Origin of the sequence: Mesorhizobium jarvisii (genome assembly GCF_003601985.1) — a bacterium.
Lineage (GTDB): Bacteria > Pseudomonadota > Alphaproteobacteria > Rhizobiales > Rhizobiaceae > Mesorhizobium > Mesorhizobium jarvisii.
In genome coordinates this window covers 214,403-240,030 of record NZ_QZXA01000001.1, presented here as the reverse complement: position 1 = coordinate 240,030, position 25,628 = coordinate 214,403, and the positions used below count along the sequence as shown (strand labels likewise).

Sequence of the window (25,628 nt, the reverse complement as noted above, 5' to 3'; positions counted from 1 at the left end):
CTCCATGGCGAATGATCTCAACCTGACGCTCATTGCAGACAGTCAGGCCGACGGGCAATGGCAGTCGTCGAATGACGGCCTGACCCAATTGGCAAATGCGCTGTCAGATATCTATGGCGGTACGGGCGTCGACTTCTCGGCCGGCAACGTCACACTGACCGCCGCTCAGTTCCGTTCGGCCATGATCTACAAGCCGGCCGCCGCGCTCGCCGCGGCGCGCACGCTGATCCTCCCGGCGGTCAAGCGGCCGTTCATCTTCCACAACTCAGATGCCACCTACACCGTCACGCTGAAAAGCACGGACGGCGCCTCGCCAGAGACCGCCCTGACCAAGGCAGTGGCGCCTGGGGCATTCTTCATCGGCTACACCAACGGCTCGTCCCCGGGCCTCTATGGTGCCTCTGTGGCCACAAGCGGCGGCTCGCTCGCCGATGGCGACTATGGCGATGTCACCATCTCGGGATCGGGTACGGTCATAACCGTTGACGCCTTCGCCGGCGCGGCTGCGGGCAATATCCTGTATTACGACAGCAACTCACCGGCAGGCTGGAAACAACTGGTTGGTGGCACCAGTGGGCAATTCCTGAAGACGCTTGGCTCTGCTGCACCGGCATGGTCAGATCTGCCATACGACGTGCCGCTGAGCTTTGCAGGAACGCCGACCGCTGGTCAGTTGATGGGCAAGCTCATCGCCGTTCGCGACATCGCGCTGGCCGCGAATTTCTCCGGATCGTCCGGCCATGTCGGCACCAATCCTGCAGCAACATTCGCGATCGATGTGCAGGACAATGGCTCATCGATAGGCACCATCTCGATATCGACTGGCGGGGCATTCACCTTCACGACATCGAGCGGCACAGCAAAGACTGTTTCGGCCGGTCATCGCATCGAGTTCTTTGCACCGTCAAATTCTCCGGCCGAGGCATCTGTCGCCAACATCGCCGCCACGCTCAAAGGGACGGCAATCTGATGCTGCTCTCAACGGGGCAATTGTTCGGTCAGGCTTCGGTCAGTCCCATCGTCTACCCTTTGGATGGGCTCTCGCCGACATTGGCATGTTCGCTCTCGCGCGATCTGCTGTCCACTTATGCCGGCGGGGCGAGATTCACGAATTCATCCGGCGCGGTCTCGCTGCTCAATGACCAATCCGGCGCTTCCAGAAACTTCGCACAGGGTACGAGCGCCAATAGACCGACGGTCAGCACTGCTGGTCCGAATAGTCGACAGTGCGCGGATTATGATGGCGTCAATGATGCTCTCGATGGGGCGTTCGCTCTGTCGACCATCATCGCCAACAATGCCGGATTTGTCATCGCCAGTGTCCTCATTGACACGTTCCCGACGGATAGCGCTACAAAATATAGCAATTCCGGCGTCTTCATGGATGCCGCTCTCTATGCGGGCATGACGCTGCGGTCGAACGGCGGGTCACCTCTGGTCTATGCCTACAACTACGATGGAACTGAAGACTACGCGCAGGCTTCAGTTGCTGCATCGACCGCCTATGTGCTGACATGGCGTCATGAGGGCGGAAACCTTTATATTGGCGTCAACGGCGTCGAAAGCGCTGCGACTGCCACCGGCAACACGCAAGTCATGACCGGACAGATGCGGCTCGGCTATGCTGGCTCTGGTGCGTTTATGGATGGCAAGCTGTTCGAATTCGCGGCGTTCTCGACTGTGCCATCCTCTGGCGACCGCGCGACCATCATCAACAATTTCAAGAGCTGGATCGGAGCCTAAAAACCGGCAACCTTCAGCGGCCAAATGGCGGCATCGGTCAAGGCCTGCACCGTCGCGAACAGCCATGGCGCATCGGCATTTCTGACAAAGGTCAAAAGGAGAGAAGTAAGTGCGGCTGGCAGCAACCCTATCGCATAGATGCACAGGACGAACGTAAAGGGGTCGGTTCTGACCTTGTTCACGGACCAATCAAATGTCTCTCGGGCGAAGTCCATGTGCAGCCTTTCCCAAAAAAAGGGATGTGCCGGCGGCGACGAAACCGCCGGCACTGCGTCAGGATCGGGTTCAATCGACGGCCCGACGCTTTGTTCGTTCACGGCAATACGGCCACAAGACCGCCCCACTGGCCGGTAACCCAAGCGCCGACTGTAATGATCGATGCTATCACCGCGATGGTGATGATGCCGAGCAAAATGGTGTACTCCACCATCGCTGCGCCGTCATCATCGGCACTGAAGCGCCGTGTGATCGTCATGAGATTTTTCATTTGAGTTCTCCCGAAAAGCCTCGGCTTACGGGAGCGTCGTGGCGAGGAGCGCCCAGCGACCGCTGACCCAGGCGCCGACGGTGATGACGCTGGCGATGACTGCAATCGTGATGATGCCCAGAAGGATCGTGTATTCGACCATCGCGGCGCCGTTTTCGTCGTCGCGGAACTGCTTGAGAAGATTTTTCATGCCAATTCCCCTGTTTACCCATTTACCCGGACAGAGGTGCTTGTTGTGAAGCTCATCCCCCGGTCCCGTCGATAATCCTGTTCTTGGGCCCGAGAGGTGTCAACGTTATTTTAACAAGTGCTTAACTACCATCTACTTTGGCCTGTCATACTCCGGCCCGTAAGCTAGTGATTCAAAAGAGATTTTTGGCAGCTTAACCATAGGGTGAGTTGGCCCGCAGCGCAGCGCCACCCGGCTGGGTCGCCATTCCCATCGATATACCCCGTTATTCAACCTGCCCGCGAGGGCGGAAAGGAACTGCCATGGACCTGTCCCTCGGTTGCACGCGCATGCTTATCGACGAGAGCAAGGCGCAGGGTCTGCTTCGCAATCAGTGCGCCTATGTGCTAGCGACGTCGTTCTGGGAGACCGCGCATACCATGCGGCCCGTCGTCGAGGCCTACTGGCTTTCGGAAAACTGGCGCCGGAACAATCTCCGCTATTATCCGTGGTACGGCCGCGGATTCGTCCAACTGACCTGGCAAGCCAATTACCAGCGGGCCGCACGCGAGCTCGGCATCGCCTGCGACCAGGATCCGACGCTTGCGCTCGATCCCGCCAACGCAGCCAAGATCGCCGTGACCGGCATGCGCGAGGGCTGGTTCACCGGCCGCAAGCTCGCAGACTATATCGACCTGCAGCATTCCGACTTTGTCGACGCGCGCCGCATCATCAACGGCACCGATCGCGCGCAGGAGATTGCCGTCATCGCGCAGCACTACGACCAAGCCCTGACGGGCGAATGGGTTGGCTGACATGAACCCGCGCAGCACCGCGCGCAATGCGTTCCGCTCGTCGTGGTTGGTGCGCCGGAGGATCATCATCATTGTGCTGGTCTGGTGCGGTGCGATGGTGACCTATCTGGCGATCCTAGGCCGGCCGATCCAGCTTTCCGAAACCGCCGTCAACGGCCTGCTGCTGCTGATGGCATCGGTCATCGGCTCCTATGTCTTCGGCGCCGTCTGGGACGACAAGGGCGGGCTCAACAACATCGGCGGTGGCGGCGCGATGCAAGAGACCTATCAGCGGACGGTTGTGCCGCCAGAGGTGCCGACAGGCCCGGCCATGCCACCGCCGCCCGGAGAAGGACCATGATGGACCATGCAATCACCGTCGGTGGCGTCCTGATGGCCATCGAGGTGGTCTCTGGCCTCGTCAGCCTCATCGTCGGCGTTTGGTTCATTAGCACGGCCAATCGGTAATGCGCAGCCTCACCAAAGCCGCCGTCACGCTCGCCATTGCTGCCGCGATCTATGGGATGTGGGCGTGAACATCACCGGGTATGCCGCCATCCTTGGCCTGATCATCGCCATGGGCGCCGGCCTCGTCGCCTATCACTACAAGGTTGAGGCGCGCGATGCAGTCGCGGCACAGCAGGCAGCCGAACGCAGCCTGAAGACAGCGCTGGATGTCAACGCCGACAACGAAAAGACCATGACGGCGCAAGCGGCCGAAAACGTTCGTGTCGACAAGCTGGCGGGCGATCTCGCCGATGAAGTCGAAGCGGCGAACAATTCAACGCTGAACATGGCCAAGGCTTTGGCCGATCTGAGGGCAAAAAATGCGGACGTTGATGCTTATCTCCGTTTGCCTATCCCCGATGCTATTCGCGGGCTGTATGGCAACCCCAAAGCCGCAGGTGGTCATTAAGTACGTCACCGTCGAGCGGCATATCCCTGCATCGCTGAAGCGCCAGCCGCCGCCGATCTGGTCCAAGCCTGGCGGGCCACAGGTCACCGGCGATCTGCTTGACAGGGGCGATGTCAACGAAGCCGGCCTTCGGGTCTGCACGGCCCAGATCAAAAAGATCAACCAGTGGGATAAAGGAACCTGATCATGTCACTCGGAACCGTCCTCGTCATCCTTCTCATATTGGTCCTGATCGGCGCGTTGCCGACATGGCCGTACTCTCAATCTTGGGGAGCAGCTCCGGGCAGCATCGTCGGTGTGATCCTCATCGTCCTGGTGGTGTTGCTACTGCTCGGGAGGATTTGAGCTATGCTGACCCGCTTCGATATCCTCCTGATCGTTCTGCTTGTGCTGGCCATCACAGGCTGGCCGGCGGGCATCGTCCCCAATCGGCTGCCGTCCTGGCTGGTCAGTGCGATCGTCATCGTGACGCTGCTCGTTTTGTTGTTGCTCGGCGTCGTCAGGTACTAGCGAAGCCAATTCACGCCGGGCATCTTAATCGCATACGCATGGGCAATGGGCGATGATGGTAAGGTTAGAGACGGTCACAATGATAGTTGCCCACATAAGGGACAATTTCACCGCGGCGTTCTTCCCCAGGTGGGCAGAATGGTCCGCCGCATTCGTGCTCCTCGGCATCGGGATGATGCTGAGCGTCAATACAAACCTGATGGTCTCCTCGGTCGCCAACGGCTACGGCAAGGGGTACGAGTTCTTGCTGGAGATAGCAGGCCAGAGCGTGTGGGCAACGACGCTCACCGTGTTCGGGTCATTCCGGCTGGCCATCCTGCTCATCAACGGCGCCTGGCGACGAAGTCCGATCGCGCGCGCCGTGATGGCGTTCCTTAGTTGCTTCTTCTGGACCCAACTGGTCCTCTCTTTTCAGCCCACTTTCGGCTTTGCCTTCGTAATGGCATGCGGATGGCTGCTCACAGATATCGTGAACATCATGCGTGCAGCGAGGGATGCCCGCACCGTCAATGACGTCTTGGCGCGGGGTAAGGGCAGTGGACTGGACTAATGCAATCACATTGGCGGGCGTCTTCCTGGGCGCGGCAACCGCGGCATATGTCGGCTATTCGAAACGATGGCCGGCGGCAAAGCCAGACCATCCGGTTCTCACCGGAATCGGCATAGGCTATGGCGACAAGGAACAGCAGGAACGGCTGATCGTCGAGGTGCGTGGATGCCGTCTCGCGCTCGAGGTTCTGGCCGATCGCCGTACCGAAGAGATGGAAGATATGCATAAAGCTCTACTTGAACGGCTAGATCGCCGTGAAGAGCAGGAAGCGCAGCGGCCGCGGCGGCAACCACCAAGGCGACGCTAGGCCAGCCAAGCCCACAGCTTGCCCGAGCAGATGACACTGACGAGCGACTGACTGACGCCATACTGGTCGGCCATGTCGCGTTGGCGCACCTTCCCGCTCATGGCTCTTATCTGGTGGATTTGAGCCTCAGACAGTTTGTTCGTTCCGCACCTTGTCCCGCGCGGCGCGGTGCCATGGGTCAGCCGATCGGCCTGATTTTCGATGCGCGTCTTCCACGACAGATGCCCCTTGGTGATGCACCCGTGCTTTCCGTTGCCGCAACTATGGGCGGCTTCGTCTTTCGGGTTCGGCGGCTCGCCGTGGGCCTCCATGCACATTCTGCGATGTGCGTACTCCATGCCACTCTGCTTGACGCTCGATTTTGTCTTGATTTCTCCATACCCCATATTGTTGCGCCAAAACGGCCAGAACAGGCACTCGTCGCCTTCATAGGCAAGCGCCTTCTCAAAGAACGCCCTGGCCTGCCCCTTGGATGTTTCGCCAGCGAGCGGGTCACCATACTTCTTCAGCCGATGGGCATGGCCAGCGCATAGGCCGCGCGCATGATGGGGCTTGTCGCATCCTTCAATCGAGCATATCCGAGAGGTAGCCATTCGATCACTCCATGATCGTTTCGGTCAGGGCTGGTCTGGTGCTGAAACACCAAGCCGGCCCGCTTTGTATAGCACGCCCGCCTCCAATCCAGTCGCAAAAATCAACACGCCCGTTCGGCTCACGCCGGGCGGGCTCTTTTCGTGCGTCTGGAGGCATGCTATAAATCAGCGAGGCGGCGAGAGAGCGCGAACCGTTCTTTCATGCTGGTATATCGGTGTAACTCGGGGTTTCGGACGGGAAACTGACTGGCGCCAGGCTGGAGAAGAGCCACAAACTACGCCACCGATATGTTCCGTTCTCGGGAGTAGCGCCCCGACCGCCTCAACTCCACCCCGCCATCTCAATCCCCCAATACACCACCTCTCCAAGCATGACGATAATCCCGAAGATCACGGCAAGGGTGAGGATGACGCGGGGAGGTATCATGGGTCCATCACATACAATCCCATCATTTCCCTCAGACGAGCAATATGATGGGGCTCCTATCCTGTGGTGCGAACATGCGGAGGGTTAGGAACGTCGGATGGCGGCAGCGATGTCACGTCTCAGGTTGCCCATGAAGCTGGTTAGCGCCCAATCGCGGCCAACATCCCCGATTCCCTCAACGATATTGGCGCACCGCTCACGTTCGGCAACCAGCAGCGCAGCAACATCGCGATATAGCCTCTCGCATGAGATGTCGCGCGCCAGGTACTCGCCAGCGAACCGGGTTGCCGTCTGCTGAATGTCCTCGGGTATCTCGTCCATGCATCTCTCCTTTGAGAAACGTCAGGCTGCGACCTGAAAGCCCGCTGCGTTGCGATGCCCACCGCCGCCGAAGGTTTTTGCGACCTCGGACACATCAAGGCGGTCGTCTTCGGAGCGAAGCGAATACTGGATTTGTCCATCAGCGCGGCGAAACCAGCAAGCCGTGAACGGCGCGCCAGGGAATTTCGCCAGCATCTCGTGTGCGGCATCGCTAGCGTAATGATATGGCGCATTGACGGTCGGCACGAGATGGCCGCCGACATCGGAGAAATAGACCTCCTGCAAAATCTTGCCAATATTCGCCTGATGAGCGCGGAGGATGGCGACGCCTTCGAAGATCAAATCGTCAGGATGGGCGGCGATCTCATCCCAAACCGCAAAATCCATGGGATAGGTTCGCAGAGCCGCCGAAAACTGCTTCGTGCGGTCGCCGAGAGCAAACCGCCAAAGGTCACGGTCCTCGATCAGCGACAGGATGTTCGGGCAAGGATCATCCTGCCTGTTTGTCTGGGTGGCAAACTGCCAAGCCAGGGTTGCGCCCGACTGCTGCATGTCGAACACGGCGACGATGGGTGATCCGGTTTCGGTACATGCTTTCGCCGCTAAAAGCTCGATATCGGCAAGCGCCGGCATCGGTCCATTCCAGTCGGCGAGCTCGGCCTCAGCGGTCTTGTGGTGGTCGAGCACGAAGATGCTCTTTGCCTTATCCGCCATCGCCACCAATTCCGGCCGCTTGGCTGAGAAATCCACGAACAGCACATTGCGGCCAGCGCCATCGGGCAAAGGCTTGCCGTAGTAGCCAGGGACATAGGCAACCTCGTTGCCCCATTTCTTCCAGATAGCCCATGCGGCACCAAAGCCGTCATCGCAACCGCCGTGATAGATACAGAGGTCTGGTTTCCACTCAGTCATTTTTGCTATCTCCAAGGTGCGGGCGCCATGCCGGTTTCTTCAATGGAATCAAGGGTCACTTCGGTGCCTCCGGTGCGGGCGTTTATTACCAAAAGATTAACAAAATCAATGATTAAAGTCTCCAGAAATTAACACCCCATCAAGGTTAATGCATCATTTTGCTCTCCAGTGGGGTCAGTAGCGTTCCTGGAGAGAGTTCCGTGCATCGACGCGTCTTGAAGCGGCTTGTCGCCGCCGCCGGTGAGAAGAAACGCAATTTTGTGTCTCCTTTCATCATCGGCCTCGGCATCTGGATCGGCTTCCCTACCGTTGCCGCCTATCAGGACATGACCAGTCTCGTCTCCGGCCTCGAATCGCCGACCGCGCGCTGGAATTCCTATGTCGAGAGATCCGTCGCCGGTTCGACCCATGCCGCCGAGATGCCCTTTGTCGATTCCGACGTCACCGGCTCGATCTCCGGATCGGGCATTCATCTGGCTGGCGTCGGCAACGTGTCGTTTCGCGGCAAGGGCGGCAAGGTCAGTGGCTCGCCCGACGAGGACCGCGTGGTGCGCGCCGACAAGAAAGGCCGCATCGTCCAGGTGTCTCCCGTTGCGCCGCCGAAAAACTTCAACGCCGGTTCGATCTTCCAGCGGACCTCTTCCTTGATGCGGCCGAGCATGGACGGCGGCCTGAAGATGGCTTTCGCCAAGCCGCAGATCAAAGGCAAGGAAATCCAGATCGCCGCGGAATTCCACGCGCGTGAGGACAAGAAGCCGGATCCCGGCGTGCCGGCCATGCTTGCCGCCCTGGTCAACAACGATCATCCGGATGTTCTGGCGACGGCCTACGCGCAATCCGAGCCGGACTATGCCAAGGCCTCGCCCTTCGAAGCTCTGCTGCAGGATGAGCAGCCCAATAGCGGCCGCTTTATTCCGCCGATGGCCAAGGGCGACCATTCATGGATCCAGAACCCGCTTCCGGCCAGCGTCTTCTCCAAGCCTGAGCAAAAGTGCCTGGCCAATGGCATCTATTTCGAGGCGCGGAGCGAATCCGTGCGCGGCCAGGCCGCCGTTGCCCAGGTCATCCTCAACCGCGTGCGCAATCCGGCCTATCCCAATTCGATCTGCGGTGTGGTCTACCAGAATGACAGCTGGTTCAACCGCTGCCAGTTCTCCTTCGCCTGCGACGGCAGGAGAAAGCGCATCGACAGCCCTGCCGCTTACAAGACCGCGCAGGATATCGCCATGGCCGTCACCGCCGGCAAGATATTCATTCCCGAGGTCGGATCGTCGACCCACTACTATGCCCAATATGTCCATCCGGGCTGGGCGCGCACCATGCAGAAGATGACGAAGATCGGCCTGCATATCTTCTACCGCACCTATGGCGGCGGCTGGAGCTGAGGGCTCGCCGGCCGATGGTCTTTTGCGCCGGCCACAGGCTCGATCAGGGAGCCGTTGCCGGGGGGATTCGTGCGGCGCATCCACATCATCGCGACGGGCACGATGTCGCACCTCTCTAATTTGTTGATTTTATTGCCTAAAATACATGGCAATGATCTTCCGCCCGTGGCTTGACGGGCGCAAACCCTCTAACTATGTTGCCGGCGACTTTAGAAGCGGACGGACGGTGACGGTCTGACCGGGCAGGGGGGTTGCGATGGCCGACAAGAATGGGCCAGACGGAACCGGAGAAACCGGCCGCGGCAAGCAGCATGAAACCGGCATCCGCGACGACGATCTTGAGCGACGTCGGCGTGAACTTGAAGCATCACTTGCGACAAGGCGGCCGAACCGGCTCGAGGGGAAAGACGACGCGAAAGCGGGCAGTGCGGCCGGTTATGGCCAGGCGGTCAAACTCTCCAGTGAATTTATCGCTGGTGTGGTGGTGGGCGCCGGCATCGGCTGGATCATCGACCGTATGGCGGGGACATCGCCGTGGGGTCTGATCGTTTTCCTGCTGCTTGGTTTTGGCGCCGGCGTGCTCAATGTCATGCGTTCAGCGGGCGTTGTGGCAGAATTCGGACAGGGCGATAAATCGCGCTCTGGCCGGGACGACAGCAAATGACCGCCCTTCAGGCGGCATTCGGAAATAGCCGCCCTCGTGCGGCAATGGTAATTTGGCCGTACGCGGCATTGACGGGGTTAGAACGTGGCAGCTGACAAGGTCGATCCGATCCACCAGTTCCATATCATCAAGCTGGTTCCGATTAACATCGGCGGCTACGACCTGTCCTTCACGAATTCGGCATTGTTCATGGTCGCGACCGTGGTCGTCGCTGCCGCGTTCCTGTTCCTCACGACATCGAGCCGCAGCCTGGTTCCCGGCCGCCTGCAGTCGATCTCCGAGATGGCATATGAATTCGTCGGCAACATGCTGCGCGATGCCGCCGGCACGCAGGGCATGAAGTTCTTCCCTTTCGTGTTCTCGCTGTTCATGTTCGTGCTGGTCGCCAATCTGCTCGGCCTGTTCCCCTATTTCTTCACCGTCACCAGCCACATCATCGTCACCTTCGGCCTCGCCGCCTTGGTGATCGGAACCGTGGTGGTCTATGGCTTCATGAAGCACGGTCTCGGCTTCCTGAAACTCTTCGTGCCGCATGGCGTGCCGGTGTTCTTGCTGCCGCTGGTGGTGCTGATCGAAGTCATCTCCTTCGTCTCGCGGCCGGTCAGCCTCTCGGTTCGTCTGTTCGCCAACATGCTTGCCGGTCACATCACGCTGAAGGTGTTTTCGGGCTTCGTCGTCAGCCTTTCCGCTCTCGGCGCGGTCGGCGTCGCGGGCTCGGTCCTGCCGCTGGCCATGGCGGTGGCGCTGACGGCGCTTGAATTGCTGGTCGCCTTCCTGCAGGCCTACGTCTTCGCGGTGTTGACCTGCATGTATCTCAACGACGCCCTGCATCCCGGGCATTGAGGAAAAGTTTCCGGCCCAACGACGTCGGCGCCGGATGGAAACGCAACGGAATTTCAGATCCAAAGGAGTTGAACAAATGGACGCAGAAGCAGCAAAGTACATCGGCGCCGGCATCGCTTGCCTGGGCATGGGTGGCGCGGGCATTGGCCTGGGCAACATCTTCGGCAGCTACCTGTCGGGCGCGCTGCGCAACCCGTCGGCTGCTGATGGCCAGTTCGGCCGCCTGATCTTCGGCTTCGCCGTGACCGAAGCTCTGGGCATCTTCTCGCTTCTCATCGCGCTGCTGGCCCTGTTCGGCTGAGCCAGGCTTTGGGAAGATTGGACAGGCCGGCCGCGCGAGCGGCGGGCCTGATATCTGGGGATAGTCTATGTTCGTGACATCTGCCTTCGCGCAAGAGTCCGCGCCATCAGCCGATACCAGCCATGCTGCGATCGGAGCCGATACGCACTCCGGTACCGGCGTGCCTGCCGAAGCGCATGGCGCATTTCCGCCCTTCGATCCTGCGACCTTCCCGTCGCAGCTTCTGTGGCTGGCGATCACTTTCGGGCTGTTCTACCTCTTCCTGAAGCGGGTCGTGGTGCCGCGCGTCGGCGGCATCATCGATGTCCGCAACGATCGCATCAGCCAGGACCTCGATCAGGCAGCGAAGTTGAAGGGCGAGGCCGACGCCGCCGTTGCTGCCTACGAGCAGGAACTGGCGGAAGCCAAGAAGAACGCCAGCTCGATCGGCCAGCAGGCCGCCGATGCTGCCAAGGCGGAAGCGGAGACCGCACGCAAGAAGATCGAGGCCGCGCTCGACGAGAAGCTTGGCGAAGCCGAGGCGCGCATTTCTTCCATCAAGGCCAACGCCATGAAGGAAGTCGGCAGCATCGCCGAGGACACTGCTTCGGCGATCGTCGAGGCCCTGGTCGGCGGCAAGGCCAGCAAGGCCGAGATCGCGGCCGCGGTCAAATCCGTGGCCCGGTGAGGAGCGCATCATGGACGCTACATCTCTCGCAACGCTTTGGGCCACGATTGCCCTGATCATCTTCCTGGGCGTCGCCATCTACATCAAGGTGCCCGGTCTTATCGCCAAGGCGCTCGACGCCCGCGCTGCCAGGATCAGCAGCGAACTCGATGAGGCCCGCAAACTGCGCGACGAGGCCCAGCAACTGCTCGGCCAGTACAAGAAGAAGCGCAAGGAAGCCGAGCAGGAGGCTGCCGACATCGTCGCGGCCGCCAAGCGCGAGGCCGAAATGCTCGCCACCGAAGCACACAAGAAGACCGAAGACTATGTTGCCCGGCGCACGGCACTTGCCGAGCAGAAGATCGGTCAGGCCGAGCGTGACGCGGTCGCCGAGGTGCGCGCCAGTGCCGTCGACATCGCCGTCGAAGCCGCCCGCGCGCTGCTCGCCGCGAAGGTCGACGTCAAGGCCGGAGCCGACCTGTTCAAGGCTTCGCTCGCGGATGTGAAGGCCAAGCTGAACTAGGCTGACAACATTTGGAAATCAGAAAGCCGCCGGGGCAACCTGGCGGCTTTTTTGTTTCAGCGCTGAGGTCAACGCTATCGATCTCCGAACGAGAGCGGAGATCGCCCACTCGGCCAGTTTGCTCAATCGAGCTCTGCGAAGCTCTCTTCTTCGGTCACTTCCGCCCCGCCCAGCCTGAACGGCGCGAACGACACGCGGTGCAGCCGTGCAACCGGGCCATGCGCCTCGATCGCCGTGCGGTGGCGGGCCGTGGCATAGCCCATATGGACCTCGAAGCCGTAGCGGTCGTGGTAGCTGCCGCAGCCGCACATCATGCGGTCGCGCATCACCTTGGCGACGATGGAGGCGGCGGCGATCGATTGCGAGCGCTGGTCGCCCTTGATCAAGGCGCGTCCGTCGCACGGCAGTCCAGGCGGCACGTCGCGGCCGTCGGCAAGCGCTAGCTTCGGGCGAACCGACAGCCCAACCAAAGCGCGGCGCATCGCCTCGAGGCTCGCCTTGAGGATGTTGCTGCCGTCGATGCCCTCGGCGCTGATCGAGGCCATCGAGACCGCTTGTGCGGAGCCGAGGATGCGCAGGAACAGCGCCTCGCGCTGCAAATGGCTGAGCCGTTTGGAATCGTCGAGGCCTTCGGGGATGTTGGCTGGGTCGAGCACCACCGCTGCCGCGACCACCGGTCCAGCCAGCGGCCCTCGGCCAGCCTCGTCCATCCCGGCGACCGGCCAAAGCCCATCCGCCATCGCCTTCGTTTCGAAGGAGAAATCGGGTTTCTCGACGATTTCGAAGAGAAGCGGAGAATCGGAACGCGCGCGAGCCATGTTGCGGCGAGGTTCGCATTGGCTCCGATTCTCCGCAAGTCCCTCCGGGTCGGGTGGGGCGCCGGACCGGGAGGGCACCGTCTGCAGGCCGGGGCAGGCCGGACGGGATTTTGTGCGCCGTGGCAGCTCAAACCGCCGCGGCGAATTGCAGTCTCACAGCAGCATCAGCTGCTCCTGGTCCTTTCCGGCGGCGACGAACTGGTCGGTGCGCAGCGTGCGCCGTTCGGTATTGAGGCCAAGCCGTTTGGCGGTGATTTCGAAGCGGCGGCCGATCTGCCAGGCGTAGGGTCCAGCGCCCTTCATGCGCTTGCCCCATTCCGAATCGTAATCCTTGCCGTCGCGCATCGAGCGGATCAGCGACATCACGTGGCGGTAACGGTCGGGATAGTGGCGCAGCAGCCAGTCCTTGAAGATCGGGCTGACCTCCAGCGGCAGACGCAGCACGACGTAACCTGCCTCGCGCGCACCGGCGGCGTACGCCGAATCGAGGATCCGCTCCATCTCCTGGTCGGTGAGGCCGGGGATGATCGGCGCCACCATGACCGAAGCCGGAATGCCGGCGTCAGAAAGCTGCCGGATCGCTTCGAGCCGCTTGGTCGGCGTCGACGCGCGGGGCTCCATCGTCCTGGCCAGTATGCGGTCCATTGTCGTCACCGACAGCGCCACCTTGGCCAGGCCGCGTTCGGCCATGCGCGACAATATGTCGATGTCGCGCGTCACCAGAGCGGATTTGGTGACGATGCCGACCGGATGGCCGCGCGCTTCCAGCACTTCCAGGATCTCGCGCATGATCCGGTACTGTTTCTCGATCGGCTGGTAGGGATCGGTGTTGGTGCCGATGGCGATGGTGCGCGGCTGGTAGCCGTCCTTGGATAGTTCCTTGTCGAGCAGCCGCGCCGCATCCGGCTTGGCGAACAGCTTGGATTCGAAATCCAGCCCGGGCGAAAGGCCCATGAACGCATGCGTCGGCCGCGCGAAACAATAGACGCAGCCATGTTCACAGCCGCGATAGGGGTTGATCGACCGGTCGAAGGAGATGTCGGGCGATTCGTTGCGGGTGATGATGGTGCGCGGCTTCTCCACCTGCACCTCGGTCTTGAACGGCGGCAGTTCCTCCAGCGAACTCCAGCCATCGTCGAACACATGCCGGCTGACCGGTTCGAAGCGGCCGGACGGATTGATGCCCGCCGACCGTCCGCGGTTGCGGTCCGGACGGATGCGCATGCCACTCTGCTCGATCATCGCATTGGCCATTTCGGCTCGCCCTGCCCCGAAGGCTGCAATGTCGGCGCGCACGATCGGTTCCATCTTGGCCCGCTCCCAGGGACTGTCCATGTTGTTTCGAATCGCTCTGTTCATGAAATTATTCCTATTTTGCCGATGAGAACAAAGCAAGAACTTTTTATGCTGCGCCGCAAAAACTGGCGCTATGCGCGGCTTTCCGCTATTCGGCTAAATATGCTCAGTGTTCTCATCGAAACCCGCAATGACGAGGAGGCTCTCGCCCGTACGCTCGGCTCGCTGATCGGCGGCGCGGTGGAGGGCGTGGTGCGCGACGTCATCGTCTGCGACACCGGCTCCACCGACCAGACGCATCATGTCGCCGAGCATGCTGGCTGCCACTACGTAGCAAGCGGCGGCATCGCCGCCGGGATAAGGCAGGCCAAGGGCGATTGGCTGCTCTTGCTGGAGCCGGGCGCGCGGCTGGTGGAGGGCTGGATCGACGCGGTCGTCGCCCACACGGCGAGGCAAACCATGGCGGCACGGTTTTCTCGCGCGCGCGGCAGCCGCGCGCCGTTCCTCGCCCGGGTCTTTTCGGGAAACCGCGCGCTCGCCGACGGGCTGGTGATCAGCAAGCGCCAGGCGGCGTCCCTGTCGAAAAACGCCGGCAGCGCCGAGGCGCTGGCGCGTGGCCTGGCGACGAAGAAGCTCGAAGCCGAGATCTGGGTGGCGCCGCCCAAGCAGCAGCCCCGGGCGCCGAAGTGATTTTTTGCATCTGCTCTGTTCATTGTGCGTTGCACAAAATGCGACGTAAGATTAGCTTTCCTCGCGGCGGGTGAATTGGGTTTGGGTCATGCGAGTGGTGGGCACCGATGCGGCATCGGATGTCACCCTCATGGAAGAGGACTCGATGACCCTTTCAACGCCCGATAAATCCGGAGCCGCCAGTCTCGAGGCCATTGCGCGCAACGGCAGCCTGCTGCGGCGCATTGCCGTGCGCATTCCGACCTATCTCACGGACCTGCGCGAAAACCCTGCCTGGCTGCCGATGTTCATGCTGGCGCGCACCATGCCTGGGCGCCGGATGCATTGGCTGGGCGCAAAGCGCGCGCGTCCTGCGAACAATATCGGGGATACGATGTTTTCCGGTGTCGCGCGGGCGGCTGTGGTCGATGCGCTGCGTTCCGACGGCCTGTTTTCAGGCCTCGCCCTGCCTTCGGAGATCCATGAAGAGATCGCGGATTTCGCGGGGCGCACGCCTTGCTTCGGCAATTTCGACCGCCGTCTCGAATTCATGCCGGGCGAGCATGCGCAGGCCGAAAAACGCCTCGGCCGCTCTCTGCTCAGCGGGCACTATTTCGAGCGCATCCTCGACTGCCCGGCCGCACTCGCCGTACAGCGCGATCCGCTGCTTCTCGACATTGCCGCGCACTATCTCGGCGCTCAGGCGAAACTGATCACGACGCGCGTCTGGTGGAGCTTTCCGACCGGCGAAGCCTCAGACGCCGACAAGAACCTTGCCTCGCTCGGCAAGTATCACTTCGACCTCGACGACTGGCGCATGCTGAAGTTCTTCTTCTACCTCAAGCCGGTCGACGCCGACACCGGGCCGCATGTCTATGTCAGGGGCAGCCACAGGCGCCGCGCCATCAAGCACCAGCTCACCCTGTTGGTCGGCCATCCCGCCCAGGAGGTGCTGGACGTCTATGGCGAGCAAAGTCCGGTAACGCTGACCGGCGAAGCCGGCCTCGGCTTCGTCGAGGATCCGTTCGGCTTCCACATGGGCACCGTGCCGGCGCGCACGCCGAGGCTGATGATGGAAGTCGGCTTCGGCGTCTCACGCCCCTCGCGCCGGCGCTTTCATGGTGAACCGGTCATCCGCTGAGGGCGGACTGTTGGAAGCGCAATTCCGCGTATTACTTCCCGCGCCGCAGATGCTCGTCCAGGCGCGGCATGATCTCGACGAAGTTGCAGGGCATGTGGCGGTAGTCGAGCTGCGCCTTGAGGATGCCGTCCCAGGCATCCTTGCAGGCGCCGGGCGAGCCCGGCAGCACGAAGACGAAAGTGGCGTTGACGACGCCGCCGGTTGCCCGGCTCTGGATCGTCGACGTGCCGATCTTGTCGTAGGAAATGCGGTGGAACACTTCGGAAAAGCCATCCATGCGCTTTTCGAAGATCGGCTCCAGCGCCTCCGGGGTCACGTCGCGCCCGGTAAAGCCGGTGCCGCCGGTGGTGATGACGACATCGATGGCCTTGTCGCGCGACCACGCCAGCACCGTATGGCGGATTTTGTCGCGGTCGTCGGTGACGATATCGCGGGCGGCCAGTATGTGGCCGGCCTCGGTGATGCGGTTGGCCAGCGTCTGGCCGGATTTGTCGTCGGCAAGGCTGCGCGTGTCCGAAACCGTCAGCACCGCGATACGCACCGGAACGAACGAACGGCTCTCGTTGATCCCAGCCATTTCACTCAGCCTCCGATGACATGCTGCGCGTCGCCGCGACGAACCAGTCGGGCTGGCGGCTGCGGATTTCGGCCGCCGCGCGCTTGGCGACATTGCCGGTCTCGAACAGGCCGAAACAGGTCGCGCCTGATCCCGACATGCGTGAAAAGCCTGATCCGGCCTTATCAAGCCATGACAGCGCGCGGCCTATGGCGGGCTGCAGCGCAAGCGCAGCTGGCTCCAGATCATTGCGGGTAATCTCCAGCCAGTTGCGCAGGCTATGGAAATCGATGCTGCGCGGCAGCGGCGGCAGGGGCTCGTTGTCGCGGCGGGACAGGGCCGCGAAGACATCCGCCGTCGAGACCGGCGTGCCCGGATTGACCAGCACCAGTCCCAGCGCCGAAAAGTCCGGCACCATCGACAGCTCGTCACCAATGCCGCGCGCCACCAGCGGCTTTGCCGCCAGACACATCGGCACGTCGGCGCCAAGCGAAAGGCCGATCCGCGCCAGGCCGGCGTCGTCCATGTCCGGGGCCCATGCCTGCGCCAGTCCGCGCAACACGGCCGCCGCATCGCTCGACCCGCCGCCGACGCCGGAGGCAACCGGCAGGTTCTTTTCCAGCTTTATCGAGACGGGCGGAGTTCGCCCGGAGCCAACCTCTCGCCGCAAGGCATCGCGCGCCTTGAGCACAAGATTGCTGGCGTCGACGGGAACCGCTGGCGCGTAGCGGCCGGACACGGCGAAATCGTCGCTATCGGCGAGCGCGATCTCGACCCTGTCGCCGAAGCGCGTGAACACCGCCAGGCTTTCGATCAGGTGATAGCCGTCAGCACGCCTGCCGGTGACATGCAGCGCCAGATTGATCTTGGCGTGCGCGTGCCAGGTGCGCGAACCGATCTCGGTGTCCACGGCGTCAGTCGTATGGGGGATGATGCTCAGTCCTTGGCCAGCCGGTATTCGCCGGTCTTCGGGTCCTTGACCAGCGTTCCCATCGCGCCATTGGCCGCCTGCTTTTCGGTGCGCCGTACCTTGGCCGTCACACGCTCCGCTTCCCGGATGAAGGTGCGGTAGCCGAAATAGGCGGCGGCGCCAACGACGGCGAAGAAGATGATCTGCGGCATGTCACAACTCCTACCACGCTGGGCCGGCGAAGGCGGCCGGTCGGGTCGGTTGATGCATGTCGCCCAAAACTGTGTCCGGTTTTGGGAAAACGGCATGCATAGGACTTCAAACCTTCATGCTAGACGCTTTTGCGCGGTTTTCAAAGCCCGAAGCGAGCCCACAATGCGCGCTCTTCCGCCGCATCGATGACGCCGCTGGCGGCAGCGGCGGCGATATCGGGCGCTGAAAAGCCCTTGCTCGAGCCGAACAGGCCGAAACGGCCGAGGAAACCGCGCGGCGCGGTGATCAGCCTGAGCTGGGTCTTCGCGCCGAACCGGGTCTTCAGCACCGTGCGCATGTCGCCGAGCGCATCGACGAGGCCGAGCTCCAGACCCTTCTTGCCGGTCCAGAACAGGCCGGTGAACAGATCTGGATCGTCCTTCAGCTTAGTGCCGCGCCGCTCCTTGACCAGATCGATGAAGGTTTCATGCACCTCCAGCTGCAGCGCCTTCAGCCGCTCGACGTCCTCCTTCTTCTCGGGCTTGAACGGATCGAGCACCGCCTTGTTCTGGCCGGCGGTGTGGACACGGCGTTCGACGCCGATCTTCTTCATCAGTTCGGGAAAGCCGAACGAGGCCGAGACCACGCCGATGGAGCCGACGATGGAGGAAGGATCGGCAAAAATCTCGTCGCCGGCGACCGCGATCATGTAGCCGCCCGAGGCCGCGACATCCTCGACGAAGATCAGCACCTTTTTGTTCTTTTCAACCGCCAGGTCGCGGATGCGCTTGAAGATCAGCCGCGACTGCACCGGCGAGCCGCCGGGCGAATTGATCGAGATGGCGACCGCCGGCGCATCGAAGGAAAACGCCTTTTCGATGAGGCCGGCCGTCGAGGCCAGCGACAGATTCTGCCGGAACTGACCGCCGGCCATGATCGTGCCGTGCAGCCGGATGACCGGAATGGTGACGACGGTGGAGCGCCAGGATTTCGGCAGCAGGCGGTTGAAAAGGCGTTTCACGAGGGCGCGGTCTCCGGTCGATGGGTTGCAGGCATGTAGGGATTTCCCGGCCAACGGCAATGCGGCGGCCAGGAATAGCTCAATCTTCAAACAGCGAGGCGAGACCGTTGGCAATCATTTCGCCTCGCTCGTCGGGGCCGTTGCCCGATCGCGCGTGGAGCATCAAAGGCGGACGGATGGCGAGCTTTCCCCGCGCGCCGAGCGCTGCCCGCACGATGATACGGATCGCCGCTGCGTCGGGGCGAGGGTGCACGGCCAGCATCTCGGCATCGCCGAAACGGCCCGACATCGCGTCGAGAATGGCGCCGAGCTGTTCGGGACGCGCGATGACGGCAAGCCCGCCGCGCGGCCTGACCACCGCCGCCGCACTGCGGATCCAGCTTTCGAACAGCCCGTCCTCCATGACATGGGCTTCCTTTCGCAGCCGGTCCGGCGTGGCGCGGTCCCGGGCGGCGTTGAAAGGCGGGTTCATGATGACGAAGTCGAAATCATTGTCGGCCAGACCGACCGCCACCCGGGCCTGGCCTGAAACCGTGACGTCGGCGACGAGCACGGATGCGCGATCGCTGAGATGCGCATTGCCGGGGTGAGCAAGGGTGGCCGATGCGAAGGCGGCCATTTCCGGCGCGCGTTCGACCAGAACGGCCTGGGCAGCCGGGCAGCGCGACAGCACCGCCAGGCCGGCAGCGCCGGCGCCGGCGCCGAAATCGGCGAGACGTCCGCCAAAGACGGACGGCACCGATGCCGCAAGCATCATCGCATCCATGCCGGCGCGGTGGCCGCCATGCTTGGGCTGCACCAGCCAGAACCGGCCGCGATGGAAGGCATCGACCGTATGGGCCGGCGTGTCCGGGCCAAGGGTGTCAAGGGCAGGGGCGGCTGGCGCGGCCGACATTATTTTGTGCGGATCTCGTTGGCGATGCCGGCATCCCTGAGGATGCGACGTGCGGCATCGGCCTGGTCGGCGTCGACCATGACGCGCTTCTGCAAAAGACCGATCGACCCTTCGAGAATGCTCATATTCTGATCGGCGACAAAGCAGGCGATACCGGCGTCGCGCATCAGCGATTCGACGAAGGAGATGATCACGGCATCGTTGGTACGGACAAGTTCTATCATCATATGAAACTCGCAGTTTGCGTCATTGATGTAAACGGGCAGGGGATTTCCGTGGCGGAGCCTCGCTCCCTCCCGTGCCGGTTGACAGGCTGTCGCCGGCGCCGCGCCAATTCGCCACTTGCCGTGGCCGTGTCCGCCGCCCTAGAGTCTGGATAGGGATTAAGGGTGCCGTCGCACGCGTTACAACAAGACGGGAGTGATTGTCGTGGGTGTCGTTCTCAACATCGAAAACGGGAAGCGGGAGCCCGCCTCCATCAAGGATCTGATCGATCTGACGGCGGCCGATATGGGACGCGTCAACGAATTGATCCTGTCCAAGGCCGGCTCCGACGTCGAGATGATTCCGGAGGTCGCCAACCATCTGATCTCGTCCGGTGGCAAGCGGCTCAGGCCGATGCTGACGCTCGCCGCCGCGCAGATGTTCGGCTATGCCGGCGAAGGCCATGTCAAACTCGCCACCTCGGTCGAGTTCATGCACACCGCGACTTTGCTGCACGACGACGTCGTCGACGAGAGCGGCATGCGCCGTGGCAAGAAGACCGCCCGCATGATCTGGGGCAACCAGGCAAGCGTGCTGGTCGGCGATTTCCTGCTTGGCCAGGCCTTCCGCATGATGGTCGATGTCGGCTCGCTCGAAGCGCTCGACATCCTGTCGAGCGCCGCCTCGATCATCGCCGAGGGCGAGGTCATGCAGCTCGCCGCCGCCAAGAACCTTGAAACCACCGAGGACGAGCACTTCGCCGTCATCAAGGCCAAGACAGCTGCGCTGTTTTCGGCCGCCGCCGAAGTTGGACCGGTCATCGCCCAGGCAACGCGTAATGATCGCGCTGCACTGCGCTCTTACGGCATGAATCTCGGGCTCGCCTTCCAGCTCATCGACGATGCGCTGGATTATGGCGGCACCAGCAAGGATTTGGGCAAGAATGTCGGCGACGATTTCCGGGAGGGCAAGGTGACCCTGCCGGTCATCCTCGCCTACCGGCGCGGCACCAAGGCCGAGCGCACCTTCTGGAAGCGCGCCATCGAGGACAATGTCGTCGACGACGCGGGTCTGGAAAAGGCGATCGGCCTGATGACTCGTCACGGCGCCATCGCCGACACGATCGGCCGCGCCCGTCATTTCGGCGAGATCGCCCGCGACGCTCTGGCGCCGCTCGAAGAAACGCCGCAGAAATCGGCGCTGATCGACGTCATCGATTTCTGCATCAGCCGGGTGAACTGAGAAGGCCGACCTTTCGCCGAATTTCCCCTCGCTTTGTACTGGGGAGAACCTTGGCGAACACGGCTTCGCCGTCTCGACAAGGTGCCTTGCCGCAAATTATCTATAAAACATGGCAAAGGGCACGGACGACACCATCGCGGTGCGCATCAGCAAGGCGCTGGCGGACCGCATCATCTCGGGCGCGATCGAGCCTGGAGCGCGGCTGCGCCAGGATCATGTCGCCGAGGAATTCAACACCAGCCATGTTCCGGTGCGCGAGGCCTTCCGCCGTCTGGAGGCGCAAGGCCTGGCCGTCAGCGAACCGCGCCGCGGCGTGCGCGTCGCGGCTTTTGATCTCGGCGAGGTCAAGGAGGTCGCCGAAATGCGGGCCGCCCTCGAAGTGCTGGCACTGCGCCACGCCGCGCCGCATCTGACGTCAGCCATTCTCGATCTCGCCGAGGAGGCGACCAAGGCAGGCGACAAGTCCCGCGACGTCCGATCCTGGGAGGAAGCCAACCGCGACTTTCACCGGCTGATCCTGGCGCCGTGCGGCATGCCGCGCCTGCTCGCCACCATCGACGATCTGCATGCGGCCAGCGCCCGCTTCCTTTTCGCGGCATGGCGATCGGAGTGGGAAACGCGTACCGATCAGGACCATCGGGCGATCCTGACCGCCTTGCGGCAGGGAAATACCGAATCGGCCGCGGCGACATTGGGTCGGCATGTCCAGTGGATTGGCCGCAAGCCGGTCAAGACGGCGTCCGGCGCGACGCGTGAAGCCTTCGCGATCGTTGGTTGATGCCTGTCACCCAAAAGTGGCCCTCAATTTGGGGCGACATCCACAAAGCAATGGCCCGAAGCACATCGCGACGCAGTTCAGACGCTCTTTGTCGTGGGAAGGCTTGCTATGTCGCGAGAAATGTGGATTCGATAATAGATCGAAAATAGAAATTATCTATAATTTCAAATCGACCGAAGGGACCCTCATGACAGACATCGCATTCACGCCCCGCAAGCCGTCCTTCAGCCCGCTTCGGCTTCAGGACCGCTCGCTCGCCTGGCAGGTCGGAGCCGTCGTGCTTGGCACCCTGTTCCTGGCGCTGTCTTCCTACATCGAAGTGCCGATGGTGCCGGTTCCCGTAACCATGCAGACCTTCGCGGTGACGCTGATCGGTGCGCTCTATGGCTGGCGGCTTGGCGCGGTCACTATCGCGGCATGGCTTGTCGAGGGCGCTGCCGGCTTTCCGGTGCTGGCTGGAGGTGCCGCCGGCGTCGCGCATTTCGTCGGGCCGACCGGCGGCTATCTCTTCGCCTTCCCGATCACCGGCGCCCTGGTCGGCTGGCTGGCCGAACGCGGCTGGAACGGCAACAGGGTGGTGCTTGCCTTTGCCGCCATGCTGCTCGGCAATCTTGCCTGCCTGGTGCTCGGTACCGCATGGCTTGCCGTCATGATCGGCACTGAGAAGGCCATCACCTTCGGCTTCGTGCCCTTTATTGTCGGCGGCTTGCTGAAGTCGGCGCTTGGTGCGGCGACTCTGATGGCACTTCGCGGCGGCAAGGCGAAGCCGGCCACTCCGTGACGATCAGGCTGCGCGCCCATCATCTCCTTTGCCTGCTCACCTATGTGGGCAAGGGATACAGCCCCGCCTTCACCGTTAATTATGACGTGATCGCGGAGCGCCTGAGCGGGGGCGAGGACATCCTCCTCGTTTCCGGTCCTGACGACATCTGCGCGCCTTTGCTCGACGGGCCGGAGCCGCATTGCCGCAACGAGAGCGTCGTCGAACGGGACCGGCTTGCCGCACGCGATGTCGGGGATGTTCTGGCCCTGCCAATCCAGCCCGGCGTCCGCCTTGATCTCGACGCGGCAATCCTGGCGCGGCTGCGACAGGCGTTCTCCGTTGGTGGCGTGCGCAAGGCTTGCGGCGGCTGCGAGTGGAGCGAGCTGTGCGGCGCGATTGCGGCCGGCGGCTTTGCCGAGACGAAGGTGCGGCGGCCCATCGTGCAGGACTGACCTTGACGCCGGCTTTTCCCCAGTCGAAAATCACCTCCAGCTATGGTTTGTTAATCGGCTGCCTCGATTGTGAATTTCAGGCGGATTGAAGCGCGACCCCAAAAAGGCCATGCTTTGCCCGGAAAGATCGAGTCTACGTCGATCCCGCTGACGCGGAGATGGCGCCTGGCTGAAAGGGATACGATGCAGCAAGGACGTGCGCGCTGGCTGACAAGGCTGGCAATTGTGACGGGCATGGCGATTTCGGCTTTGCCGGCCTATGCCAAGCAATCCACCGAACCGGTCAAGATCTCGTCGTTCTCGGGCGCCTATCTGGCAGCCCGGATCGCCGAAGGCGACAACGACCTCGACAGCGCCATCGCTTACTACAAGCAGGCCCTGGCCTTCGATCCGAGCGACACCGGCCTGCAGCAGAGCCTGATGCTGTCGCTGATCGCGCAAGGCCGCTTCGACGAATCCCTGGTCTATGCCGACAAGCTCAAGGAAGTGCCCGATGTCGAGCGCTTCTCGCGCCTGGCGCTGGCCGTCGATTCTTTCCACAAGAAGGATTTCACCAAGGCACAGTACTGGCTGAAGCTGTCACTGGAATCCGACCTTGACCGGCTGATCTCCGGCGTGATGTCCGGCTGGGCCGAACAGGGTGCTGGCCAAGCCGGCGACGCGATGGCTTCGATCGACAAGCTTCAGGGCCCGGACTGGTTCGGCCTGTTCAAATCCTTCCACCGCGCCCTGATCGCCGATGCCTCCAACATGCCCGAAAAGGCCGAGGCGATCTACGCCGCGACGATGCAGGATACCGCCGCCGGCGGTGCCGCGCCCGAAACCTGGATGCGCAACGCGCAGGCTTATGCTTCGTTCCTGGCCCGCAAGGGCGACAAGGCCAAGGCGATCTCGGTGCTCGACCAGGCCGAGGCGTTTTCGCCGGGTAAGCTCGAAATCGTCGCCTTGCGCGACAGGATCAGCAAGGGCGACAAGATCGCGCCCTTCGTTTCCGGTCCGTCCGACGGTGCTTCCGAAATCCTGCTCGACCTTGCCACCGCGCTCAACCGGGGCGGCGGCGAGCCGTTCGTTCGCCTTTATCTGCAATATGCGCTCGCCCTGCGGCCCGACAGCGACGCGGCTCTCGTGCAACTCGCTGCCGTCGCCGAGCAGCTGAAGGACGGCGAGGGTGCCATAGCGCTCTATCGGCGGATTCCCGATTCTTCGCCGCTGAAGGAGCTTTCGGACCTGCAGCTTGGCCTCAACCTTGCCGATCTCGACCGCCATGACGAGGCGATCACTCATCTGAAGGCCTTCGTCGAGGCTCATCCCAACGACATGCGCGCCTATCTGGCGCTTGGCGGGGTCTATTCCTCGAAGGAGGATTTCCGCTCGGCCGCCAACCTCTACGACAAGGCCGTCGAGGCGCTGAAGACGCCGACCGCTGCCAACTGGAACATCTTCTATCAGCGCGGCATCGCCTATGAGCGGCTGAAGGAATGGCCGAAGGCCGAACCGAATTTCCGCAAGGCGCTGGAATTGCAGCCGGACCAGCCGCAGGTGCTGAACTATCTAGGCTATTCCTGGGTCGACATGAACACCAACCTGAAGGAAGGCCTGGCGATGATCCAGAAGGCCGTCGACCTCAGACCGAGCGACGGTTACATCGTGGATTCCCTGGGCTGGGCCTATTTCCGCCTCGGCCGCTTCGATGACGCGGTGCGCGAGATGGAACGCGCCGTATCGCTGAAGCCGGAAGATCCGGTTCTCAACGACCATCTCGGCGACGCCTACTGGCGCGTCGGCCGCAAGCTGGAAGCCACCTTCCAGTGGAATCAGGCCCGCGACCTCAAGCCCGATCCCGACGTGCTGGCCACCTTGCAGCAGAAGCTGATGAAGGGCCTGCCGCCGATCGAATCCAACACGGCGCAGGAGACACCCAAGGTCAAGCCCGAGCCGGTGCCTGTCCCGAAGGGCTGAGATCGGATGTTTGAATGCGAACGGGGCTTCTTTAGGTGCCCCGTTTTCGTTTCCAGTCTAGGGCTGTTGAGATTCAGGTCAGGCCGGCATCACCTGAATATCAGCAGACCCTAGAATAGCCTCCGGTAGACGACGAAGCCGGAGCGCTCGCCGACCTTGTCGTAGAGCTTCATCGCGGTCTGGTTGGTTTCGTGCGTCAGCCAATACACCCGTCCGGAGCCAGCGGCCTGCGCCCGCTCATAGACGCCTTCGATCAGCGCCCGGCCTATGCCTTTGCCACGCGAAGCCTCCGTGGTGAAAAGATCCTGCAGATAACAGTTCGGGGCGATCGCCGTCGTGCTGCGGTGAAAGAGATAGTGCACAAGGCCGAGGAGCTTTCCCTCGCTTTCGGCCACCAGCGCATGGACCGGTTCATAGGCATCGAAGAAGCGCGACCATGTCATCGCCGTGATTTCGCTCGCCAGCGCCGTCTCGCCGTAGCGGCCATAAAATGCGTTGTAGCCGTCCCACAGCGGCAGCCACCGATCGAAATCCTGTCGCGTGACCAGGCGGACGATGATGGAACTCGGCATGGCTGGACCTATCGTCGTTGATGTGGACTGTAGGAACGAACAGACCTCAGGCCCCCGAGGTCGGCAATG

37 protein-coding genes are annotated in these 25,628 nt (G+C 62.3%); 22 read left to right on the top strand and 15 right to left on the bottom strand.

Annotation, left to right across the window (positions count from 1 at the left end; translation table 11 throughout):
• The first annotated feature begins 4 nt into the window (after window positions 1-4).
• Both D3242_RS01190 and D3242_RS01185 read left to right on the top strand, forming a co-directional pair.
• On the top strand, window positions 5-970 hold the full coding sequence (locus D3242_RS01190; RefSeq protein WP_064983090.1) for a hypothetical protein: 966 nt from the start codon (window positions 5-7) through the stop codon (window positions 968-970).
• The gene (locus tag D3242_RS01185; protein ID WP_064983089.1) at window positions 970-1,743 is read left to right on the top strand and encodes a hypothetical protein; all 774 of its coding nucleotides are present in this window, start codon (window positions 970-972) and stop codon (window positions 1,741-1,743) included. Before D3242_RS01190 ends, D3242_RS01185 begins: the two co-directional genes overlap by 1 nt.
• Here the strand turns inward: D3242_RS01185 and D3242_RS01180 are convergent.
• The 3 genes from D3242_RS01180 to D3242_RS01170 are packed head-to-tail and all read right to left on the bottom strand — an operon-like array spanning window position 1,740 to window position 2,420.
• Complete coding sequence (locus D3242_RS01180; protein ID WP_064983087.1) at window positions 1,740-2,060, bottom strand: hypothetical protein; 321 nt, start codon at window positions 2,058-2,060, stop codon at window positions 1,740-1,742. The genes D3242_RS01185 and D3242_RS01180 overlap by 4 nt on opposite strands.
• Window positions 2,057-2,230: a Flp family type IVb pilin gene (locus D3242_RS01175; protein WP_064983085.1), complete on the bottom strand. Its 174-nt coding sequence runs from the start codon at window positions 2,228-2,230 to the stop codon at window positions 2,057-2,059. Before D3242_RS01175 ends, D3242_RS01180 begins: the two co-directional genes overlap by 4 nt.
• A gap of 25 nt (window positions 2,231-2,255) precedes the next feature.
• On the bottom strand, window positions 2,256-2,420 hold the full coding sequence (locus D3242_RS01170) for a Flp family type IVb pilin (RefSeq protein WP_064983084.1): 165 nt from the start codon (window positions 2,418-2,420) through the stop codon (window positions 2,256-2,258).
• Between the two features lie 302 nt (window positions 2,421-2,722).
• On the opposite strand from D3242_RS01170, the gene D3242_RS01165 reads away from it, so the two are divergent.
• From D3242_RS01165 to D3242_RS01135, 7 genes are all read left to right on the top strand, one after another.
• Window positions 2,723-3,214 carry a lysozyme family protein gene (locus D3242_RS01165; protein ID WP_064983082.1) on the top strand — a complete coding sequence of 164 codons (492 nt, stop codon included), beginning with the start codon at window positions 2,723-2,725 and terminating at the stop codon, window positions 3,212-3,214.
• Between the two features lies 1 nt (window position 3,215).
• Entirely contained in the window at window positions 3,216-3,554 is a 339-nt protein-coding gene (locus D3242_RS01160; protein ID WP_064983081.1) for a hypothetical protein, read from the top strand.
• 171 nt (window positions 3,555-3,725) lie between these two features.
• On the top strand, window positions 3,726-4,109 hold the full coding sequence (locus D3242_RS01155; protein WP_147377442.1) for a hypothetical protein: 384 nt from the start codon (window positions 3,726-3,728) through the stop codon (window positions 4,107-4,109).
• A 186-nt stretch (window positions 4,110-4,295) separates the two neighbouring features.
• The gene (locus D3242_RS01145; RefSeq protein WP_064983075.1) at window positions 4,296-4,454 is read left to right on the top strand and encodes a DUF3309 family protein; all 159 of its coding nucleotides are present in this window, start codon (window positions 4,296-4,298) and stop codon (window positions 4,452-4,454) included.
• Window positions 4,455-4,457: 3 nt separating this feature from the next.
• Window positions 4,458-4,619, top strand: a complete 162-nt coding sequence (locus D3242_RS33425; RefSeq protein WP_155772696.1) for a hypothetical protein — start codon at window positions 4,458-4,460, stop codon at window positions 4,617-4,619.
• 79 nt (window positions 4,620-4,698) lie between these two features.
• Window positions 4,699-5,169 (top strand): hypothetical protein, encoded by a 471-nt coding sequence (locus D3242_RS01140; RefSeq protein ID WP_147377440.1) that lies wholly within the window; start codon window positions 4,699-4,701, stop codon window positions 5,167-5,169.
• Window positions 5,156-5,476, top strand: coding sequence for a hypothetical protein (locus D3242_RS01135; RefSeq protein WP_147377439.1), 321 nt, complete (start codon window positions 5,156-5,158; stop codon window positions 5,474-5,476). The genes D3242_RS01140 and D3242_RS01135 overlap by 14 nt, the downstream gene beginning before the upstream one ends.
• Here the strand turns inward: D3242_RS01135 and D3242_RS01130 are convergent.
• From D3242_RS01130 to D3242_RS01120, 3 genes are all read right to left on the bottom strand, one after another.
• A complete protein-coding gene (locus tag D3242_RS01130; protein ID WP_064983070.1) occupies window positions 5,473-6,069 on the bottom strand; it encodes a hypothetical protein in 597 nt (198 codons plus the stop codon). The genes D3242_RS01135 and D3242_RS01130 overlap by 4 nt on opposite strands.
• 511 nt (window positions 6,070-6,580) lie before the next feature.
• Window positions 6,581-6,817 (bottom strand): hypothetical protein, encoded by a 237-nt coding sequence (locus D3242_RS01125; RefSeq protein ID WP_064983068.1) that lies wholly within the window; start codon window positions 6,815-6,817, stop codon window positions 6,581-6,583.
• Window positions 6,818-6,838: 21 nt separating this feature from the next.
• Window positions 6,839-7,729, bottom strand: a complete 891-nt coding sequence (locus tag D3242_RS01120; protein ID WP_064983067.1) for a DHHA1 domain-containing protein — start codon at window positions 7,727-7,729, stop codon at window positions 6,839-6,841.
• Between the two features lie 200 nt (window positions 7,730-7,929).
• Here D3242_RS01120 and D3242_RS01115 point away from each other — a divergent pair, with 200 nt between their 5' ends.
• From D3242_RS01115 to D3242_RS01090, 6 genes are all read left to right on the top strand, one after another.
• Window positions 7,930-9,114 carry a cell wall hydrolase gene (locus D3242_RS01115; RefSeq protein WP_064983065.1) on the top strand — a complete coding sequence of 395 codons (1,185 nt, stop codon included), beginning with the start codon at window positions 7,930-7,932 and terminating at the stop codon, window positions 9,112-9,114.
• A 256-nt stretch (window positions 9,115-9,370) separates the two neighbouring features.
• A complete protein-coding gene (locus tag D3242_RS01110; RefSeq protein ID WP_064983063.1) occupies window positions 9,371-9,778 on the top strand; it encodes an AtpZ/AtpI family protein in 408 nt (135 codons plus the stop codon).
• An 84-nt stretch (window positions 9,779-9,862) separates the two neighbouring features.
• On the top strand, window positions 9,863-10,621 hold the full coding sequence (locus D3242_RS01105) for a F0F1 ATP synthase subunit A (RefSeq protein ID WP_019856924.1): 759 nt from the start codon (window positions 9,863-9,865) through the stop codon (window positions 10,619-10,621).
• 76 nt (window positions 10,622-10,697) lie between these two features.
• Complete coding sequence (locus tag D3242_RS01100; protein ID WP_013896722.1) at window positions 10,698-10,922, top strand: F0F1 ATP synthase subunit C; 225 nt, start codon at window positions 10,698-10,700, stop codon at window positions 10,920-10,922.
• Window positions 10,923-10,989: 67 nt separating this feature from the next.
• Entirely contained in the window at window positions 10,990-11,589 is a 600-nt protein-coding gene (locus tag D3242_RS01095) for a F0F1 ATP synthase subunit B (protein ID WP_064983061.1), read from the top strand.
• Between the two features lie 10 nt (window positions 11,590-11,599).
• On the top strand, window positions 11,600-12,091 hold the full coding sequence (locus D3242_RS01090; protein WP_019856926.1) for a F0F1 ATP synthase subunit B: 492 nt from the start codon (window positions 11,600-11,602) through the stop codon (window positions 12,089-12,091).
• 122 nt (window positions 12,092-12,213) lie between these two features.
• On the opposite strand, the gene D3242_RS01085 is transcribed toward D3242_RS01090, so the two are convergent.
• Together D3242_RS01085 and D3242_RS01080 are read right to left on the bottom strand one after the other, a co-directional pair.
• Window positions 12,214-12,909, bottom strand: coding sequence for a ribonuclease HII (locus tag D3242_RS01085; protein ID WP_038645351.1), 696 nt, complete (start codon window positions 12,907-12,909; stop codon window positions 12,214-12,216).
• Window positions 12,910-13,062: 153 nt separating this feature from the next.
• The gene (locus D3242_RS01080) at window positions 13,063-14,217 is read right to left on the bottom strand and encodes a PA0069 family radical SAM protein (protein WP_027046604.1); all 1,155 of its coding nucleotides are present in this window, start codon (window positions 14,215-14,217) and stop codon (window positions 13,063-13,065) included.
• A 150-nt stretch (window positions 14,218-14,367) separates the two neighbouring features.
• Between D3242_RS01080 and D3242_RS01075 the strand changes: the two genes are divergently transcribed.
• A complete protein-coding gene (locus tag D3242_RS01075; protein ID WP_019856929.1) occupies window positions 14,368-14,895 on the top strand; it encodes a glycosyltransferase in 528 nt (175 codons plus the stop codon).
• A 145-nt stretch (window positions 14,896-15,040) separates the two neighbouring features.
• Window positions 15,041-16,015, top strand: a complete 975-nt coding sequence (locus D3242_RS01070) for a hypothetical protein (protein ID WP_064983568.1) — start codon at window positions 15,041-15,043, stop codon at window positions 16,013-16,015.
• 31 nt (window positions 16,016-16,046) lie between these two features.
• Here D3242_RS01070 and moaB read toward each other — a convergent pair whose 3' ends face one another.
• From moaB to D3242_RS01040, 6 genes are all read right to left on the bottom strand, one after another.
• On the bottom strand, window positions 16,047-16,592 hold the full coding sequence (moaB, locus tag D3242_RS01065) for a molybdenum cofactor biosynthesis protein B (protein ID WP_064983060.1): 546 nt from the start codon (window positions 16,590-16,592) through the stop codon (window positions 16,047-16,049).
• Window position 16,593: 1 nt separating this feature from the next.
• Window positions 16,594-17,481 carry a 4-(cytidine 5'-diphospho)-2-C-methyl-D-erythritol kinase gene (locus D3242_RS01060; protein ID WP_064983058.1) on the bottom strand — a complete coding sequence of 296 codons (888 nt, stop codon included), beginning with the start codon at window positions 17,479-17,481 and terminating at the stop codon, window positions 16,594-16,596.
• Between the two features lie 26 nt (window positions 17,482-17,507).
• Entirely contained in the window at window positions 17,508-17,693 is a 186-nt protein-coding gene (locus D3242_RS01055; RefSeq protein ID WP_019856933.1) for a membrane protein, read from the bottom strand.
• Window positions 17,694-17,833: 140 nt separating this feature from the next.
• Window positions 17,834-18,694 (bottom strand): S49 family peptidase, encoded by an 861-nt coding sequence (locus D3242_RS01050; RefSeq protein WP_019856934.1) that lies wholly within the window; start codon window positions 18,692-18,694, stop codon window positions 17,834-17,836.
• Between the two features lie 79 nt (window positions 18,695-18,773).
• Window positions 18,774-19,589: a tRNA1(Val) (adenine(37)-N6)-methyltransferase gene (locus D3242_RS01045; RefSeq protein WP_064983057.1), complete on the bottom strand. Its 816-nt coding sequence runs from the start codon at window positions 19,587-19,589 to the stop codon at window positions 18,774-18,776.
• Entirely contained in the window at window positions 19,589-19,813 is a 225-nt protein-coding gene (locus D3242_RS01040) for a putative signal transducing protein (protein ID WP_027041409.1), read from the bottom strand. Before D3242_RS01040 ends, D3242_RS01045 begins: the two co-directional genes overlap by 1 nt.
• Window positions 19,814-20,018: 205 nt before the next feature.
• Here D3242_RS01040 and D3242_RS01035 point away from each other — a divergent pair, with 205 nt between their 5' ends.
• From D3242_RS01035 to D3242_RS01015, 5 genes are all read left to right on the top strand, one after another.
• A complete protein-coding gene (locus tag D3242_RS01035) occupies window positions 20,019-21,035 on the top strand; it encodes a polyprenyl synthetase family protein (RefSeq protein ID WP_019856937.1) in 1,017 nt (338 codons plus the stop codon).
• Between the two features lie 109 nt (window positions 21,036-21,144).
• The gene (locus tag D3242_RS01030) at window positions 21,145-21,813 is read left to right on the top strand and encodes a GntR family transcriptional regulator (protein ID WP_019856938.1); all 669 of its coding nucleotides are present in this window, start codon (window positions 21,145-21,147) and stop codon (window positions 21,811-21,813) included.
• A 187-nt stretch (window positions 21,814-22,000) separates the two neighbouring features.
• Window positions 22,001-22,594: a biotin transporter BioY gene (locus tag D3242_RS01025; protein ID WP_064983055.1), complete on the top strand. Its 594-nt coding sequence runs from the start codon at window positions 22,001-22,003 to the stop codon at window positions 22,592-22,594.
• The gene (locus D3242_RS01020) at window positions 22,591-23,028 is read left to right on the top strand and encodes a DUF1284 domain-containing protein (RefSeq protein WP_064983053.1); all 438 of its coding nucleotides are present in this window, start codon (window positions 22,591-22,593) and stop codon (window positions 23,026-23,028) included. Before D3242_RS01025 ends, D3242_RS01020 begins: the two co-directional genes overlap by 4 nt.
• 183 nt (window positions 23,029-23,211) lie before the next feature.
• Entirely contained in the window at window positions 23,212-24,987 is a 1,776-nt protein-coding gene (locus D3242_RS01015) for a tetratricopeptide repeat protein (protein WP_027046608.1), read from the top strand.
• A gap of 110 nt (window positions 24,988-25,097) precedes the next feature.
• On the opposite strand, the gene D3242_RS01010 is transcribed toward D3242_RS01015, so the two are convergent.
• Window positions 25,098-25,559 carry a GNAT family N-acetyltransferase gene (locus D3242_RS01010; protein WP_064983052.1) on the bottom strand — a complete coding sequence of 154 codons (462 nt, stop codon included), beginning with the start codon at window positions 25,557-25,559 and terminating at the stop codon, window positions 25,098-25,100.
• Window positions 25,560-25,628 lie beyond the last annotated feature (69 nt).

What these genes read in the sequence shown, in the direction of transcription:
- D3242_RS01190 (WP_064983090.1), top strand. Translation starts at nt 5, where the DNA reads ATGGCGAATGATCTCAACCTGACGCTCATTGCAGACAGTCAGGCCGAC.
- D3242_RS01185 (WP_064983089.1), top strand. Translation starts at nt 970, where the DNA reads ATGCTGCTCTCAACGGGGCAATTGTTCGGTCAGGCTTCGGTCAGTCCC.
- D3242_RS01175 (WP_064983085.1), bottom strand. Translation starts at nt 2,230, where the DNA reads ATGAAAAATCTCATGACGATCACACGGCGCTTCAGTGCCGATGATGAC.
- D3242_RS01170 (WP_064983084.1), bottom strand. Translation starts at nt 2,420, where the DNA reads ATGAAAAATCTTCTCAAGCAGTTCCGCGACGACGAAAACGGCGCCGCG.
- D3242_RS01165 (WP_064983082.1), top strand. Translation starts at nt 2,723, where the DNA reads ATGGACCTGTCCCTCGGTTGCACGCGCATGCTTATCGACGAGAGCAAG.
- D3242_RS01160 (WP_064983081.1), top strand. Translation starts at nt 3,216, where the DNA reads ATGAACCCGCGCAGCACCGCGCGCAATGCGTTCCGCTCGTCGTGGTTG.
- D3242_RS01145 (WP_064983075.1), top strand. Translation starts at nt 4,296, where the DNA reads ATGTCACTCGGAACCGTCCTCGTCATCCTTCTCATATTGGTCCTGATC.
- D3242_RS33425 (WP_155772696.1), top strand. Translation starts at nt 4,458, where the DNA reads ATGCTGACCCGCTTCGATATCCTCCTGATCGTTCTGCTTGTGCTGGCC.
- D3242_RS01140 (WP_147377440.1), top strand. Translation starts at nt 4,699, where the DNA reads ATGATAGTTGCCCACATAAGGGACAATTTCACCGCGGCGTTCTTCCCC.
- D3242_RS01130 (WP_064983070.1), bottom strand. Translation starts at nt 6,069, where the DNA reads ATGGCTACCTCTCGGATATGCTCGATTGAAGGATGCGACAAGCCCCAT.
- D3242_RS01125 (WP_064983068.1), bottom strand. Translation starts at nt 6,817, where the DNA reads ATGGACGAGATACCCGAGGACATTCAGCAGACGGCAACCCGGTTCGCT.
- D3242_RS01120 (WP_064983067.1), bottom strand. Translation starts at nt 7,729, where the DNA reads ATGACTGAGTGGAAACCAGACCTCTGTATCTATCACGGCGGTTGCGAT.
- D3242_RS01110 (WP_064983063.1), top strand. Translation starts at nt 9,371, where the DNA reads ATGGCCGACAAGAATGGGCCAGACGGAACCGGAGAAACCGGCCGCGGC.
- D3242_RS01100 (WP_013896722.1), top strand. Translation starts at nt 10,698, where the DNA reads ATGGACGCAGAAGCAGCAAAGTACATCGGCGCCGGCATCGCTTGCCTG.
- D3242_RS01095 (WP_064983061.1), top strand. Translation starts at nt 10,990, where the DNA reads ATGTTCGTGACATCTGCCTTCGCGCAAGAGTCCGCGCCATCAGCCGAT.
- D3242_RS01090 (WP_019856926.1), top strand. Translation starts at nt 11,600, where the DNA reads ATGGACGCTACATCTCTCGCAACGCTTTGGGCCACGATTGCCCTGATC.
- D3242_RS01085 (WP_038645351.1), bottom strand. Translation starts at nt 12,909, where the DNA reads ATGGCTCGCGCGCGTTCCGATTCTCCGCTTCTCTTCGAAATCGTCGAG.
- D3242_RS01080 (WP_027046604.1), bottom strand. Translation starts at nt 14,217, where the DNA reads ATGGAACCGATCGTGCGCGCCGACATTGCAGCCTTCGGGGCAGGGCGA.
- D3242_RS01075 (WP_019856929.1), top strand. Translation starts at nt 14,368, where the DNA reads ATGCTCAGTGTTCTCATCGAAACCCGCAATGACGAGGAGGCTCTCGCC.
- D3242_RS01070 (WP_064983568.1), top strand. Translation starts at nt 15,041, where the DNA reads ATGACCCTTTCAACGCCCGATAAATCCGGAGCCGCCAGTCTCGAGGCC.
- moaB (WP_064983060.1), bottom strand. Translation starts at nt 16,592, where the DNA reads ATGGCTGGGATCAACGAGAGCCGTTCGTTCGTTCCGGTGCGTATCGCG.
- D3242_RS01055 (WP_019856933.1), bottom strand. Translation starts at nt 17,693, where the DNA reads ATGCCGCAGATCATCTTCTTCGCCGTCGTTGGCGCCGCCGCCTATTTC.
- D3242_RS01045 (WP_064983057.1), bottom strand. Translation starts at nt 19,589, where the DNA reads ATGTCGGCCGCGCCAGCCGCCCCTGCCCTTGACACCCTTGGCCCGGAC.
- D3242_RS01040 (WP_027041409.1), bottom strand. Translation starts at nt 19,813, where the DNA reads ATGATAGAACTTGTCCGTACCAACGATGCCGTGATCATCTCCTTCGTC.
- D3242_RS01030 (WP_019856938.1), top strand. Translation starts at nt 21,145, where the DNA reads ATGGCAAAGGGCACGGACGACACCATCGCGGTGCGCATCAGCAAGGCG.
- D3242_RS01025 (WP_064983055.1), top strand. Translation starts at nt 22,001, where the DNA reads ATGACAGACATCGCATTCACGCCCCGCAAGCCGTCCTTCAGCCCGCTT.
- D3242_RS01015 (WP_027046608.1), top strand. Translation starts at nt 23,212, where the DNA reads ATGCAGCAAGGACGTGCGCGCTGGCTGACAAGGCTGGCAATTGTGACG.
- D3242_RS01010 (WP_064983052.1), bottom strand. Translation starts at nt 25,559, where the DNA reads ATGCCGAGTTCCATCATCGTCCGCCTGGTCACGCGACAGGATTTCGAT.